Raw genomic sequence first — 13,363 nt, 5'->3', positions numbered from 1 at the left:
CCTCCCCCCCACCCGGCTCTCATCGCTCTTTGTTTTTTTTTTACTTATGTACTGTCATCCTCCCCCGGGGGAACCCTCCCCCCCCCCCGCCCGCCCCCGAGGGCCGGCCGGGGGGCTCGATGCTCCGGATCAGGCCAGCAGGCCCGGGATCGTCGCCTCGTGCGCCTCGCGCAGCTCCGCGAGGGAGAGCGCGAACTCGCCCTGCACGTCGACGACCGCGTTCCCGTCGGACTCGGCACCGTCGACGACGCCGATCCGGGTCGCCGGCAGACCCCGCGCACCGCACATGTCGGTGAAGCGGAGCTCCTCGCTGCGCGGGACGGCGACGACCGCACGGCCGGCCGACTCGCTGAAGAGGAACGTGAAGGCGTCCAGGCCCTCCGGGACGACCAGGCGCGCGCCATTCCCGCCGCGCAGGCAGGACTCGACGACCGCCTGCACCAGACCGCCGTCGGACAGGTCGTGCGCCGCGTCGATCATGCCGTCGCGCGAGGCCGAGATCAGGATCTCGCCGAGCAGCTTCTCCCGGTCCAGGTCCACGGCCGGCGGCATGCCGCCGAGGTGCTGGTGGATCACCTCGGACCAGGCCGAACCGCCGAACTCCTCCTTGGTGTCGCCCAGCAGGTAGAGGAGCTGACCCTCTTCCGCGAAGGCGATCGGGGTGCGCCGGTTGACGTCGTCGATCACACCGAGGACGGCCACGACGGGCGTCGGGTGGATCGCGGTCTCGCCCGTCTGGTTGTACAGGGAGACGTTGCCGCCGGTGACCGGGGTGCCCAGCTGGAGGCAGCCGTCCGCGAGACCACGGGTGGCCTCGGCGAACTGCCACATCACGGCCGGGTCCTCGGGCGAACCGAAGTTGAGGCAGTCCGAGATGGCCAGCGGCTTGGCGCCGGAGGCGGCGACGTTGCGGTACGCCTCCGCGAGCGCGAGCTGCGCGCCCGTGTACGGGTCGAGCTTCGCGTACCGGCCGTTGCCGTCGGTCGCCATGGCCACGCCGAGATTGGTCTCCTCGTCGATGCGGACCATGCCCGCGTCCTCGGGCTGCGCCAGGACCGTGTTGCCCTGCACGAACCGGTCGTACTGGTCCGTGATCCAGGACTTCGAGGCCTGGTTCGGGGAGGAGACGAGCTTCAGGACCTGGTCCTTCAGCTCGGCGCCGCCCTGCGGCCGGGGCAGCTTGCCCGCGTCGTCCGCCTGGAGCGCGTCCTGCCAGTCCGGGCGCGCGAACGGCCGGTGGTAGGTCGGACCCTCGTGGGCGACGGAGCGCGGCGGCACGTCGACGATCTGCTCGCCGTGCCAGAAGATCTCCAGGCGCTCGCCGTCCGTCACCTCACCGATGACGACCGCGATGACGTCCCACTTCTCGCAGATCTCCAGGAAGCGGTCGACGTGCTGCGGCTCGACGATCGCGCACATGCGCTCCTGCGACTCGCTCATGAGGATTTCCTCGGGCGAGAGCGTGGCGTCACGCAGGTGGACCTTCTCCAGGTCCACGTGCATGCCGCCGGAGCCGGCGGAGGCGAGCTCGGACGTGGCGCAGGAGAGCCCGGCGCCGCCGAGGTCCTGGATGCCCGCGACCAGCTTCTCCTTGAAGATCTCCAGGGTGCACTCGATGAGGAGCTTCTCCTGGAAGGGGTCGCCGACCTGGACGGCGGGGCGCTTGGTGGGCTTCGTGTCGTCGAAGGTCTCGGACGCGAGGACCGAGACGCCGCCGATGCCGTCGCCACCCGTGCGGGCGCCGTACAGGATGACCTTGTTGCCGGGGCCGGAGGCCTTGGCGAGGTGGATGTCCTCGTGCTTCATCACGCCGATGCAGCCGGCGTTGACCAGCGGGTTGCCCTGGTAGCAGGAGTCGAAGACGACCTCACCGCCGATGTTCGGCAGGCCCAGGCAGTTGCCGTAGCCGCCGATGCCGGCGACGACACCGGGCAGCACGCGCTTGGTGTCGGGGTGGTCGGCCGCGCCGAAGCGCAGCGGGTCGACGACCGCGACCGGACGGGCGCCCATGGCGAGGATGTCGCGGACGATGCCGCCGACGCCGGTGGCCGCACCCTGGTAGGGCTCGATGTACGAGGGGTGGTTGTGCGACTCGACCTTGAAGGTGACCGCGTACCCCTGGCCGACGTCGACGACGCCCGCGTTCTCACCGATGCCGACGAGCATGGCGTCGTTCTCGGGGGTCTTCTCGCCGAACTGCTTCAGGTGGACCTTGCTGCTCTTGTAGGAGCAGTGCTCGGACCACATGACGGAGTACATGGCGAGCTCGGCGCCGGTGGGACGGCGGCCGAGGATCTCGCGGATGCGCGCGTACTCGTCCTCCTTGAGGCCGAGCTCCTTCCAGGGCTGCTCGCTGTCCGGCGTCTCGCTCGCGTGCTTGACGGTGTCGAGGCTCATCAGGCGTTGACCAGCTTCTTGAGGATCGAGGTGAAGAAACCGAGGCCGTCCGTCTTGCCGGTGCCGATCAGCGGCTCGACGGCGTGCTCCGGGTGCGGCATGAGGCCGACCACGTTGCCCGCGGCGTTGGTGATGCCCGCGATGTCGCGCAGCGAGCCGTTGGGGTTCACGTCCAGGTAGCGGAAGGCCACCCGCCCCTCGGCCTCCAGCTCGTCGAGCGTGCGCTCGTCGGCGACGTACCGGCCGTCCATGTTCTTGAGCGGGACCTCGATCTCCTGGCCCGCGGAGTAGTCCGAGGTCCAGGCGGTCTCCGCGTTCTCCACCCGCAGCTTCTGGTCGCGGCAGATGAAGTGGAGGTGGTTGTTGCGCAGCATCGCGCCCGGCAGCAGGTGGGCCTCGGTGAGGATCTGGAAGCCGTTGCAGATACCGAGGACGGGCATGCCCGCCTTCGCCTGCTCGATGATCGTCTCCATCACCGGCGAGAAGCGGGAGATGGCTCCGGCCCGCAGGTAGTCGCCGTAGGAGAAGCCGCCGGCCAGGACCACGGCGTCGACCTGCTTGAGGTCCTTGTCGCGGTGCCAGAGCGAGACGGGCTCGGCGCCCGCGAGGCGGGCGGCACGCAGCGCGTCCTGGTCGTCGAGCGTTCCGGGGAACGTGACGACGCCGATGCGTGCGGTCACGACTCCACCTTCACGACGAAGTCTTCGATCACGGTGTTGGCAAGGAAGGTTTCGGCCATCTCATGGATGCGGGCGAGGGCGGCGTCGTCGACCGGTCCCTCCACCTCCAGCTCGAAGCGCTTCCCCTGACGGACGTCGGCGATTCCGGCGAATCCCAGGCGGGGCAGTGCACGCTGCACCGCCTGCCCCTGAGGGTCCAGAATCTCCGGCTTGAGCATGACGTCGACTACGACGCGTGCCACTGGCACTCCCGGTGGTGTGTTGCGTGGGCGGTTCCCTCAGCGTACCTGCCTCCAAATTCTACGCGGGTAGAGATCTGAAGGATCCTACAAAAACCCGGTTCAGGACGGCGTGCGCCACACGAACGGGATCCACACCCGGGGCACGCACTCCGCGCAAAATTCGAGCGAGATATTGCGGACCGCAATCTGCCGGGACACGCTGAAACAATTGACAGGGCTTCACAATGCGACGCCTGCCGCTGTACAAAGGAATCCAGAAGAAAGCAGCATTGTCCCGGCACAGCCGTACGGTCGGCATCGCCGCACGTCAGGGGCGCCACAAGCGCTCCGTCGACCCCGGCAGCCGCAGGAAAGGACCGATATCCGTGGCTCAGCGTGTGGTGGTCACTCTCTCCGACGACATCGACGGCGGAGAAGCGGCTGAAACGGTCGCGTTCGGCCTCGACGGGAAGATGTACGAGATCGACCTGAATGCTGCCAATGCAAAGAAACTCCGCAAGGCCCTCGCGCCCTACCTCGCCGCCGGCCGCAAGCTGCCGGCCCGGGCCGCGGCCGGCCGGAGCGCCTCCGTCGACTCGTACACGCACACCGCCCTCGCCCCCGACCCGGCGGCGGTCCGCGCCTGGGCCCAGTCCAACAAGATGGACGTGCCCGCCCGCGGCCGGATCCCGAAGAGGGTCTACGAGGCCTTCCGCGCGGCGAGCTGAGCGGAGCGGGCGCGTTCCGCGTGGCGAGCCGAGGGGAGCGGCGCTTCCGTACGGCGAGCCGAGCGGGCCGGGGCCCGTCTCGCGGCGGGCCGAGCGGGCCGGAGGGAGTGGCGCGGCGACGCCGATTTGCATTGCACCCCCCATGATCCGCTAGAGTCTGAATCACGCCGAGGGGCGAGGCCGACAAAGCCAAGTCCCCAGCAGCGTGCGGGTGTAGTTCAGTAGCAGAACAGCCCCCTTCCAGGGGGAAGGCGCAGTGTGCAATCCCTGTCACCCGCTCTGCATCGCATTACCGACCACTCCGGTGGATCAGGTACAGTGGTGCTCGCACCGCCCAGTGAAAGCTGAGCGGCAGCAATGCGGACGTGGCTCAGTTGGTAGAGCATCACCTTGCCAAGGTGAGGGTCGCGAGTTCGAATCTCGTCGTCCGCTCCATGAAGAAAGCCCCCGGTCGAATCGACCGGGGGCTTTCTCGTTCCCCGTCCGCTAGGACCAGGCGTTCCCGGTCAGCAGCTCGAACGCCTCGATGTACTTGGCGCGGGTCGCGTCCACGACCTCCTGCGGGAGCGCCGGCGGCGGCTGCTCGCTCTTGCGGTCCCAGCCGGAGGCCGGCGAGGTCAGCCAGTCCCGCACGAACTGCTTGTCGTACGAGGGCTGGGCGCGGCCCGGCTGCCACTGGTCGGCCGGCCAGAAGCGCGAGGAGTCCGGGGTGAGGACCTCGTCGGCGAGGACGAGCGTGCCGTCCGCGAAGCCGAACTCGAACTTGGTGTCCGCCAGGATGATGCCCCGGTCGCGCGCGATGTCCCGGGCCCGGCCGTACACGGCGAGGGTCGTCTGGCGCAGCAGCGCGGCCGTCTCGGCGCCGACCTGACGGGCGACCTCCTCGTACGACACGTTCTCGTCGTGGTCGCCGACCGCGGCCTTGGTGGCCGGGGTGAAGATCGGGGCGGGCAGCTCGGAGCCGTCGGTCAGCCCCTCGGGGAGCGCGAGACCGCAGACCGTGCGGGACGCGTCGTACTCGAGCAGGCCGGAGCCGGTGAGGTAGCCGCGGGCGACGCACTCGACCGGGACCATGTCCAGGGACGTGCAGATCAGCGTGCGGCCCGCCCAGTCGGCAGGGGCACCGGCCGGCAGCTCGGTCGACAGGACGTGGTTCGGGGCCAGGTCGGCGAGCTTGTCGAACCACCACAGGGAGAGCTGGGTGAGGACCCGGCCCTTGTCGGGGATCTCGGTGGGCAGCACCCAGTCGTAGGCCGACATGCGGTCACTCGCCACCATGACGAGGTCGCCGGCCTCGTTCCGGTACAGGTCGCGGACCTTGCCCGTGTGGAGATGGGTCAGGCCCGGGACCTGGACGGGCTCGGGCTTTTCTACGAATCCGGACACGGTTCCTCCGCGTAGGTTGATCCAGGGAACGTGTCCGATTCTCTCGCACGGCGGGGCCGATCCGGCCCCCGGGCCCTGTGACCCCCCGCTCAGTCCCTCTTCCCCGGTCCGCCTCCGGATCCGCTCAGTCCCTCTTCCCGGTCCGCCTCCGGATCCGCTCAGTCCCTTTTGCAGATGCGGTCGAGGAGGTTCGCGGTGGCGCGCTGCACCCGGGCGTCCACGTGACCGGGGCGGTCCAGCGCCGGCGACCAGGCGAAGGTGCCCGACGCGAAGACCCAGGCACCGGACGGGGCCCGGTAGAGGCTCGTCTCCTGGTGGCGGACGGCGCCCTCGCTGTCCCGGTACGGCGAGTGGGAGAGCAGGATCCGGCCCTGGTGCTCCGGCAGCGCCGTCCGGGGGAAGTACCGGTCGGCCTCGCCCGCGACCAGGCCCGGGAGCTCGTCGCCGTCCCCCGCGCCGGTGGCGTCCCAGAGCCAGTGCCCGGCGTTCCGCACGACCAGGGGGTGCGGCTCGGGCACCCGGCCCGCGTACTGGATCCCCAGGAGCTGCTGCTCGGGCCGGTCGACCTCGCGCCAGAGCGCCGGGCGGCCGGGGCCGCGCCGCTTGCGGCAGGTGAGGAGACGGTCCGGCACCCCGGACGGCGAGGGGCCGAGCTCCACCTGCCAGTACATGGTGTTGGCGGAGAGGAACACGAGCGAGGTGCCCTGGTCGCGGGCGAGCTCGGCGGTCCGGCGCATCGGCGCCGACCAGTACTCGTCGTGGCCCGGGAAGACCAGGCCCCGGTAGCGGCTCGGGTCGACCCGGCCGGCGTGCAGGTCGCGGGTCTCCGCGTAGGCGAGGTCGTAGCCGTAGCGCTCGGCCCAGCGGATGAAGTCGTAGGCGTGGCCGACGTGCAGGGGCAGGCCCGCGCCCGCGTAGGGGCGGTCGAAGGAGACGGTGACGGCCGCGTCCTCCTCGCCGAGCAGCCGGCCCTCCTCGTCCCACGCGTGGTAGAGGCTGGCGCCGGTGTGGCCGTCCTCCGGGTACAGGTTGTACGCCTGCCAGGTCACGTCCGGGAGGACGAGGAGCAGGTCCGCCGGGTGGTTGTCGCGGACCGTGAAGGGGATGTGCGAGCGGTGGCCGTCGGCGGTCGTGAGGACGGCGACGTACGCGCCGATCGACCAGTACGAGGGGACCTGGAGCCGCCAGGACTGCCACCAGTGGTGACAGGAGACCGTGCGGTCCGCGGTGAGCGGGGCCGGCTGGACGATCCCGGAGAGGCGCGGACTCGTGGTGATCTTCGCGGCGCCGTCGCCGCCGTAGTGCCCGATCCGGTAGACGTCGACCGAGAACTGCTGCGGCGGGTCCACGGTGACGTGGAAGTCGATCGACTCCCCGGGCGCCACGGCCCCGTCGGACGCGAAGCCCTTGATCTGCCGCCGGACGTCGTCGGCCGTCCGGGGGCCGCCGCTGCCGCCCCGGGCCAGGATCTCGTCCGCGTACCAGGGGACCATCTGCCCGGTGTCGTCGAAGTAGTTCTCCGAGCCGCGCAGCCAGGGCAGCGGGCCCTGGCCGAAGGGATCGGAGACGGCGTGCGCTAGCGCGCCCGACTCCCACCGTCTGATCTGCTCCGCCCCCATGTGCGCCCCTCCCTCGACTCCCCCGGGTCGGCCGGTCAGTGCCTGTGGTTCGTGCCTCTGTCAGTGACGGTCTCCAGCACATCACATAACGCACGCACTCCGTCACCGTTCGTCGTGAATTGGCGAGAGTGGAAGCAGGGGATCCGGTCCGATCCGGGTCCGGCTCGGTCCGCGGGCCCTCAGACCAGGCGTACGGGCTTCTCCGGGCGCACTCCGGTGAGAGCCAGCCAGGCCCGCAGGGGCTCCGGGTCGCCGTCCTCGACGAGTGCCAGGACCCGGGGACCGAGGTCCGCCGCGCGCTCGCCGCCGACGAGCAGGGCGGGCCCGTCGAGCCAGTCGAGGCCGGGGGTCGCCTCGGCGGTGTCGACGGCGGCGCAGCAGACCATCGCGGTCACGTGGTCGGCGAGCAGGTCACGCCCGGTCCGGGGCGGCTGGAGCGGGAACAGCGGCAGGGGCCCGTCGGGGCCGGTGACGGCCACGTGCGGGGTGGCCTGCCGACTCTTCTCGGCGGCGCTGCGGCCGCTCTTCCGGCTCTTCTCCGCGGTGCGGGTGGTCTCGGCCGCCGCCGCGACCCGGGCCTCCCGGGCCGCCTCCTCGCGCGCGAGGAGTGCGCTGAGGGCTCCGGCGAGCGCCTCGGCGGCCGGGTTGACCGGCTCGTCTTCCCCGTCGTAGTCGCGGTCGTCGTCCTCTTGGTACGCGCGGTCGTCGTCCTCGACGTGCTCGCGGTCGTCGATCTCTTCGCGCTCGCGGTCGTCGATCTCTTCGCGCTCGCGGTCGTCGTTCTCGTCGTGGTTCGACCCGGAGGCCGGTCCCGTGGGCGTAGCCGTCGTCAGGTGGGCCATCACCTCGGTCAGCGTCGGGCCCGCCGCGTCGGCGGCCCGGTCTCCGGAGGCCGCGGCCACTCCCAGGCCGTCGAGGACCTGGTGCAGGCGGGCCGCGTCCGTGCGCCACTTCCGGTCGACGACCTCCTCCGGGTACTGGCTCCACTCCACCGGGGCCCAGTCGGGGCCGGGCTCGGCGGGGCCGCCGTGGAAGAGACGGGCGGCGAGCAGCGAGGTGGCCTCGTCGACGGCGCCGGGCTCCTCCAGGAGGTCGCAGGCGGGACGCTCACCGAGGCGGGAGGAGAAGCCCTCCGCGAGCCGGTCGCGGCGGGAGAGCTCGGTCAGCGCGGAGACCACGCCCGCGTCGAGCTTGGCGGGCCAGCGGCCCATGCGCCAGGCGGGCAGCGCGACCCGGGTGAGCAGACGGTCCCAGCCCGCGTAGGCCAGGCCGACCTGCTCCTGGGCGACGATCCGTACGCCGTAGTCCACGGCCTGGGCGCGCTCCGAGCCGGCGGCGGCGACCCCGCGCTCCATCTCGGCGGCGTGCCCGCGACAGGCGCGCAGCAGCACGCGGGCGACCTGCCCGACACCCCGCGCGCCGAAGCGGCGGAGCGGGTCGAGGCGGGGGTCGGACGGCACGGCGACGGCGGCGTCCAGCCCGCGGATGAAACGGCGGGCCGCGGCTATGTCGGGGTGGGCGGCCGGTCCCGTACCGGCGACGACCGGGGCGAGGACCGCCCGCAGCTCGCCGACACGCATCCACCACAGGAAGGGCGAGCCTATGACCAGGACCGGAGCGCCGTCGGCGCCGGTCGTGCGGTGGGGGCGGTGCGCCCGGTGCGTCCGGTCCTCCAGCCAGCTGTCGCAGTCCGGGGTGAGGGCTATCGCGGCGGGCGGCGGGACGCCGAGCCGGTCGGCCAGGTCGCGGACGAGCCGGTACAGATCGGGGGCGGCGGTCTCGGCGAGCTCCACCGTCGGCGTGGCCGCAGGGCGGGCCCGCGCCACCACGAGGGCGACGGCCGCGGCGGCGAGGAGGACGAGCACGGCGAGCACGCTCACCACCCAGCGGGCCGTGTCCCAAGCCGCTCCGGTGAAGTGGCCGGTGACCCCGCCCGCGTACAGGACGACGGCGACCGCCGCGGGCAGCACCGCGAGGCCCAGCGCCCTGCCGCGGACGCGGAGGACGGCGAGGGCCCGGGAGCGCGCGGCGCGCGCACCCCACTCCTCGCCGACAACGGAACCGGTACCGGACACGCCGTTCATCACCCCCTCCTGTCCTCGACGGGACTGCCTGTGGCGGTGTTGCTCACTCCCCCACTGTGGCACCCGCCACTGACATCGCAATGCCGGTGGGCCAAGTGCCGGAATGCCTTCGCCGCACCCTAGTTGGGGCTTTGGCGGGAGTCATCCGTATGGCCGAGCCGTCACTCGATGGAATGGCTTTGGGTAAAGGTGATGGCGCACTTGTGGCCGTGTGGTTCACAACTTCCGCACCACACGGCCACAAGGGGAATCACGAGAATTCAGGCGAAATAGAGCGCTATCAGGCCTCGGCGGCCTTCCTGGCGATGTCCGTACGGTGCTGCGAACCGTCAAGGCGGATGCGGCCGACCGCCGCGTACGCGCGCTCGCGGGCCTGCGCCAGGTCCGTTCCGGTGGCGGTGACCGAGAGGACCCGGCCGCCCGCGCTGACGATCGCGTCGCCGTCCCGCTTCGTACCGGCGTGGAGCACGTACGCGTGCGGGGCGTCCTTCTCCGCGACCTCGTCCAGGCCCTCGATCGGGTCGCCCGTGCGCGGGGTCTCCGGGTAGTTGTGGGAGGCCACGACCACGGTGACGGCGGCCTCGTCGCTCCAGCTCAGCGGCGCCTGGTCGTCCAGCGTGCCGTTGGCGGAGTTCAGCAGGACACCCGCGAGCGGGGTCTTCAGACGGGCCAGCACGACCTGGGTCTCCGGGTCGCCGAAGCGCGCGTTGAACTCGATGACCCGCACACCGCGGCCGGTGATCGCCAGACCCGCGTACAGCAGACCGGAGAACGGCGTGCCGCGGCGGCGCAGCTCGTCGACCGTCGGCTGCAGGACGGTCTCCAGGACCTCCTCGACCAGCTTCGGGTCGGCCCAGGGCAGCGGCGAGTAGGCACCCATGCCGCCGGTGTTCGGGCCCTCGTCGCCGTCCAGCGCGCGCTTGAAGTCCTGCGCGGGCTTCAGCGGGAGGACGGTCGTGCCGTCGGTGATCGCGAAGAGGGAGACCTCGGGGCCGTCGAGGTACTCCTCGATGACCACCCGGTCGCAGGCGAGCGCGTGCGCCCGGGCCCGCTCGACGTCGTCCGTGACGACGACGCCCTTGCCGGCGGCCAGGCCGTCGTCCTTCACCACGTACGGAGCGCCGAAGGCGTCGAGCGCCTCGTCGATCTCGGCCGGGGTCGTGCAGACGTAGCTGCGGGCGGTGGGGACGCCGGCGCCGGCCATGACGTCCTTGGCGAAGGCCTTGGAGCCCTCCAGCTGCGCCGCCTCCTTGGACGGGCCGAAGACGGGGATGCCGGCCGCGCGGACGGCGTCGGCGACACCGGCGACAAGCGGGGCCTCCGGACCGACGACGACCAGTTCGGCGCCGAGCTCGGTGGCGAGCGCGGCGACGGCCGCGCCGTCCAGCTGGTCGACGGGGTGCAGCTCGGCGACCTCCGCGATTCCGGCGTTGCCGGGCGCGCAGTGCAGAGCGGTGACGTCGGGATCGAGGGAGAGAGAGCGGCACAGGGCGTGTTCGCGGGCGCCGCCGCCGATGACGAGGACCTTCACGCCTGCCAGGGTAGCCCGCGGGGTGGGATGCCCCTTGTGCGGGCCACCGAGCGAGACGCCCCTACTCGTTCGTGTATTCCTCCACAACCGTGGCTCCCAGCTCGCGCACGATCAGGTCGTGCCCGGAGAGGGCGGAGTCGACGAGGTCCGGGTCGTCCTCCTCCGGGACGTCGTCCTCGGGCGCCACCGGCGGCGCGTACGCGGGCGCGGGAGCGGGCGGCGGCGCCTGCTGGAAGGCCGGGGCCGCAGCCGACTGCGCCTGGACGGGGGCGGGGGGCGGGGCCTGCTGGAAGGAAGGCGCGGGAGAGGGAGCGGCGGGACGGCCACCGCCGCCACCGGCTCCTCCGCCGAAGCCTCCACCGCCGCCGAAGCCACCGCTGGATCCTCCGCCGAAGTTGGTGGCGGCGGGCGGGGGCGAGGCGCCGCCCGAGGGGTCGATGATCGCCTCGATCTTCCAGTTCACGTGGAACTGCTCGGCGAGGGCCTGCTTGAGGACCTCCTCGCTGCCGCTGCTCGCGAAGTTGTCGCGGGCGCCGGCGTTCAGGAAGCCGAGCTGGAGCGTCGCGCCGTCGAACCCGGCCACCTGGGCGTTCTGGCTGAGCAAGATCCAGGTGAAGCGGCGCCGGTTCTTCACGGCGTCGAGGATCTGCGGCCACAGGTTCCGTACCTGGGCCGTGTCCCCGCCGCCGGAGGCGGGCGCGGGTGCGGATGCCTGCGGGGCGGGCTGCGCCTGTACGGGCGCGGGGGCCGGGGCGGCGGGCGCCGCGGACGCGCCGGGCCAGGCACCGGGGGCGCCGCTGCCGGGGGCGGCGGCTCCGGGCCAGGCACCGGGCCGGGGCCCCTGCTGCTCGTGCACGGGGGCCGGGGCGGCGGGCTGCTGGACGGGCGCGGGCTGCTGGACGGGTGCCGGGGCCGGCGGGGGCGGCGCCATCGGGGTGTGGGCCTCGGGCCCGGGCACGTACCCCAGGGCGGGCGCGGGGGGGCCCGGCGTGAAGACGGGGGCGGGCGCGGCGGCCGCGCCGCGCTCCAGCCGGTCGAGGCGCGCCTGGAGGGAACGCTCGTCGTCGAAGGCGGCGGGAAGCAGCACCCGCGCGCAGATCAGCTCCAGCTGGAGCCGGGGCGAGGTGGCGCCCCGCATCTCGGTCAGACCGGTGTTCACGAGGTCGGCCGCCCGGCTGAGCTCGGCGGCCCCGAACACCGACGCCTGCGCCTGCATGCGCTCGATGACGTCGACGGGGGCGTCGATGAGCCCCTTCTCGGCGGCGTCGGGCACGGCGGCGAGGATCACGAGGTCCCGCAGCCGCTCCAGCAGATCGGCGACGAACCGACGGGGATCGTTCCCGCCCTCGATGACGCGGTCGACGACCTCGAAGGCGGCGGCGCCGTCGCCGGCCGCGAAGGCGTCGACAACGGAGTCGAGCAGGGACCCGTCCGTGTAACCGAGAAGAGAGGTCGCCATGGCGTACGTCACACCGTCGTCGGCGGCACCGGCGAGCAGCTGGTCCATCACGGACATGGAGTCACGCACGGAACCGGCGCCGGCGCGGACGACGAGCGGCAGCACGCCGTCCGCGACGGGAATCCCCTCGCGCCCGCACACCTCGCCGAGGTACTCCCGCAGCGTCCCCGGCGGCACAAGCCGGAAGGGGTAGTGGTGGGTCCGGGAGCGGATGGTCCCGATGACCTTCTCGGGCTCGGTCGTGGCGAAGATGAACTTGAGGTGCTCCGGCGGCTCCTCGACCACCTTTAGGAGGGCGTTGAAGCCCGCCGAGGTGACCATGTGGGCCTCGTCGATGATGTAGATCTTGTAGCGGCTGGAGGCGGGCCCGAAGAAGGCCTTCTCCCGCAGGTCACGGGCGTCGTCCACGCCACCGTGCGAAGCGGCGTCGATCTCGATGACGTCGATGGACCCGGGCCCGTTGCGCGCGAGGTCGCGGCAGGACTGGCACTCCCCGCAGGGCGTCGGCGTGGGGCCCTGCTCACAGTTCAGGCACCGCGCGAGGATGCGCGCGCTGGTCGTCTTGCCACACCCGCGGGGCCCGCTGAACAGGTACGCGTGATTGACCCGGTTGTTCCGCAGGGCCTGCTGCAACGGGTCGGTGACATGCTCCTGCCCGATGACCTCGGCGAAGGACTCGGGGCGATAGCGGCGGTACAGCGCGAGAGACGACACGTATACGAGGTTATAGGCGCCCACCGACAACCCGGGAAAACGAGGCGCCGGGGGCGGGGGCCGGGGGGCGGGGCCGGGGGGCGGGGCCGGCGGCGGGGCCGGGGAACGCAAGCGCCCCCCACGCACCTGCCAGAGCCGACCTACCCTTGCTGCCTTCCGGCCCTGGGGGAGTTCAGTCAGATAGCACCGCGTGAGGGGCTCCGCCCAGAGTACCCGATCCCCGGACCGCCCCGACCCCCCGATGGCACCCCGGACCGCCTCCGGGGAACTCGTCACGGATCACGTTCGCGAGCACCCCTCAACGTCTTGTATTGTTTGCCCCGGAGGATTCGCCTAGTGGCCTAGGGCGCACGCTTGGAAAGCGTGTTGGGGGCAACCCCTCACGAGTTCGAATCTCGTATCCTCCGCCAGTGCCTCACCGGGCACGATGTCGAAGGGGGGCCCCCCCCGGGGGGGGGGGGGCGGGCCGGGGCGCCCCCGCACGCACCCCGCCGGGCCCCGCCCCCCCCCCGCGCCGCGGCGGGCGCGGGGGCGCGCGCCGGCG

General features: G+C 72.3%; 9 protein-coding genes, 3 tRNA genes and 1 other RNA gene. 4 read left to right on the top strand and 9 right to left on the bottom strand.

The window, feature by feature from the left end:
- Positions 1–129: 129 nt before the first annotated feature.
- From purL to purS, 3 genes are read right to left on the bottom strand one after another with little or no spacing between them, the layout of a single operon-like run.
- The gene (purL, locus tag ACFV2S_RS13105; RefSeq protein WP_385557206.1) at positions 130–2,397 is read right to left on the bottom strand and encodes a phosphoribosylformylglycinamidine synthase subunit PurL; all 2,268 of its coding nucleotides are present in this window, start codon (positions 2,395–2,397) and stop codon (positions 130–132) included.
- Positions 2,397–3,077: a phosphoribosylformylglycinamidine synthase subunit PurQ gene (gene purQ, locus ACFV2S_RS13100; RefSeq protein ID WP_043224763.1), complete on the bottom strand. Its 681-nt coding sequence runs from the start codon at positions 3,075–3,077 to the stop codon at positions 2,397–2,399. Before purQ ends, purL begins: the two co-directional genes overlap by 1 nt.
- Entirely contained in the window at positions 3,074–3,319 is a 246-nt protein-coding gene (purS, locus tag ACFV2S_RS13095; protein WP_015035032.1) for a phosphoribosylformylglycinamidine synthase subunit PurS, read from the bottom strand. The genes purQ and purS overlap by 4 nt, the downstream gene beginning before the upstream one ends.
- A gap of 365 nt (positions 3,320–3,684) precedes the next feature.
- Between purS and ACFV2S_RS13090 the strand changes: the two genes are divergently transcribed.
- The 3 genes from ACFV2S_RS13090 to ACFV2S_RS13080 all read left to right on the top strand — a co-directional run bounded on the left by ACFV2S_RS13090 (position 3,685) and on the right by ACFV2S_RS13080 (position 4,461).
- Positions 3,685–4,026 carry an Lsr2 family protein gene (locus tag ACFV2S_RS13090; RefSeq protein ID WP_383801335.1) on the top strand — a complete coding sequence of 114 codons (342 nt, stop codon included), beginning with the start codon at positions 3,685–3,687 and terminating at the stop codon, positions 4,024–4,026.
- 207 nt (positions 4,027–4,233) lie between these two features.
- Positions 4,234–4,305, top strand: a tRNA-Gly gene (locus ACFV2S_RS13085).
- An 80-nt stretch (positions 4,306–4,385) separates the two neighbouring features.
- Positions 4,386–4,461: transfer RNA gene (locus ACFV2S_RS13080), tRNA-Gly, on the top strand.
- Positions 4,462–4,512: 51 nt separating this feature from the next.
- Here ACFV2S_RS13080 and ACFV2S_RS13075 read toward each other — a convergent pair.
- The 6 genes from ACFV2S_RS13075 to ffs form a co-directional block, all read right to left on the bottom strand.
- Complete coding sequence (locus ACFV2S_RS13075) at positions 4,513–5,412, bottom strand: phosphoribosylaminoimidazolesuccinocarboxamide synthase (RefSeq protein WP_385557201.1); 900 nt, start codon at positions 5,410–5,412, stop codon at positions 4,513–4,515.
- Positions 5,413–5,570: 158 nt separating this feature from the next.
- On the bottom strand, positions 5,571–7,031 hold the full coding sequence (locus ACFV2S_RS13070; RefSeq protein WP_383798446.1) for a N,N-dimethylformamidase beta subunit family domain-containing protein: 1,461 nt from the start codon (positions 7,029–7,031) through the stop codon (positions 5,571–5,573).
- A 179-nt stretch (positions 7,032–7,210) separates the two neighbouring features.
- Complete coding sequence (locus ACFV2S_RS13065; protein ID WP_385557198.1) at positions 7,211–9,115, bottom strand: hypothetical protein; 1,905 nt, start codon at positions 9,113–9,115, stop codon at positions 7,211–7,213.
- Between the two features lie 280 nt (positions 9,116–9,395).
- The gene (gene purD, locus ACFV2S_RS13060; protein WP_385557195.1) at positions 9,396–10,646 is read right to left on the bottom strand and encodes a phosphoribosylamine--glycine ligase; all 1,251 of its coding nucleotides are present in this window, start codon (positions 10,644–10,646) and stop codon (positions 9,396–9,398) included.
- 61 nt (positions 10,647–10,707) lie between these two features.
- Positions 10,708–12,819, bottom strand: coding sequence for a DNA polymerase III subunit gamma and tau (locus ACFV2S_RS13055; RefSeq protein WP_385557192.1), 2,112 nt, complete (start codon positions 12,817–12,819; stop codon positions 10,708–10,710).
- Between the two features lie 104 nt (positions 12,820–12,923).
- Positions 12,924–13,022, bottom strand: an RNA gene (gene ffs, locus ACFV2S_RS13050) — signal recognition particle sRNA small type.
- A gap of 119 nt (positions 13,023–13,141) precedes the next feature.
- Here ffs and ACFV2S_RS13045 point away from each other — a divergent pair.
- A tRNA-Ser gene (locus ACFV2S_RS13045) sits at positions 13,142–13,229 on the top strand.
- Positions 13,230–13,363: the final 134 nt, after the last annotated feature.

Source organism: Streptomyces sp. NPDC059695, from assembly GCF_042733785.1.
In the GTDB taxonomy this organism is placed as follows: domain Bacteria; phylum Actinomycetota; class Actinomycetes; order Streptomycetales; family Streptomycetaceae; genus Streptomyces.
Note: the sequence above shows the minus strand (reverse complement) of the source record. Positions and strands in the feature narration are given on the sequence as shown.

Coding starts and splice junctions, on each gene's coding strand:
- purL (WP_385557206.1), bottom strand. CDS start 2,397: ATGAGCCTCGACACCGTCAAGCACGCGAGCGAGACGCCGGACAGCGAG.
- ACFV2S_RS13070 (WP_383798446.1), bottom strand. CDS start 7,031: ATGGGGGCGGAGCAGATCAGACGGTGGGAGTCGGGCGCGCTAGCGCAC.
- ACFV2S_RS13065 (WP_385557198.1), bottom strand. CDS start 9,115: ATGAACGGCGTGTCCGGTACCGGTTCCGTTGTCGGCGAGGAGTGGGGT.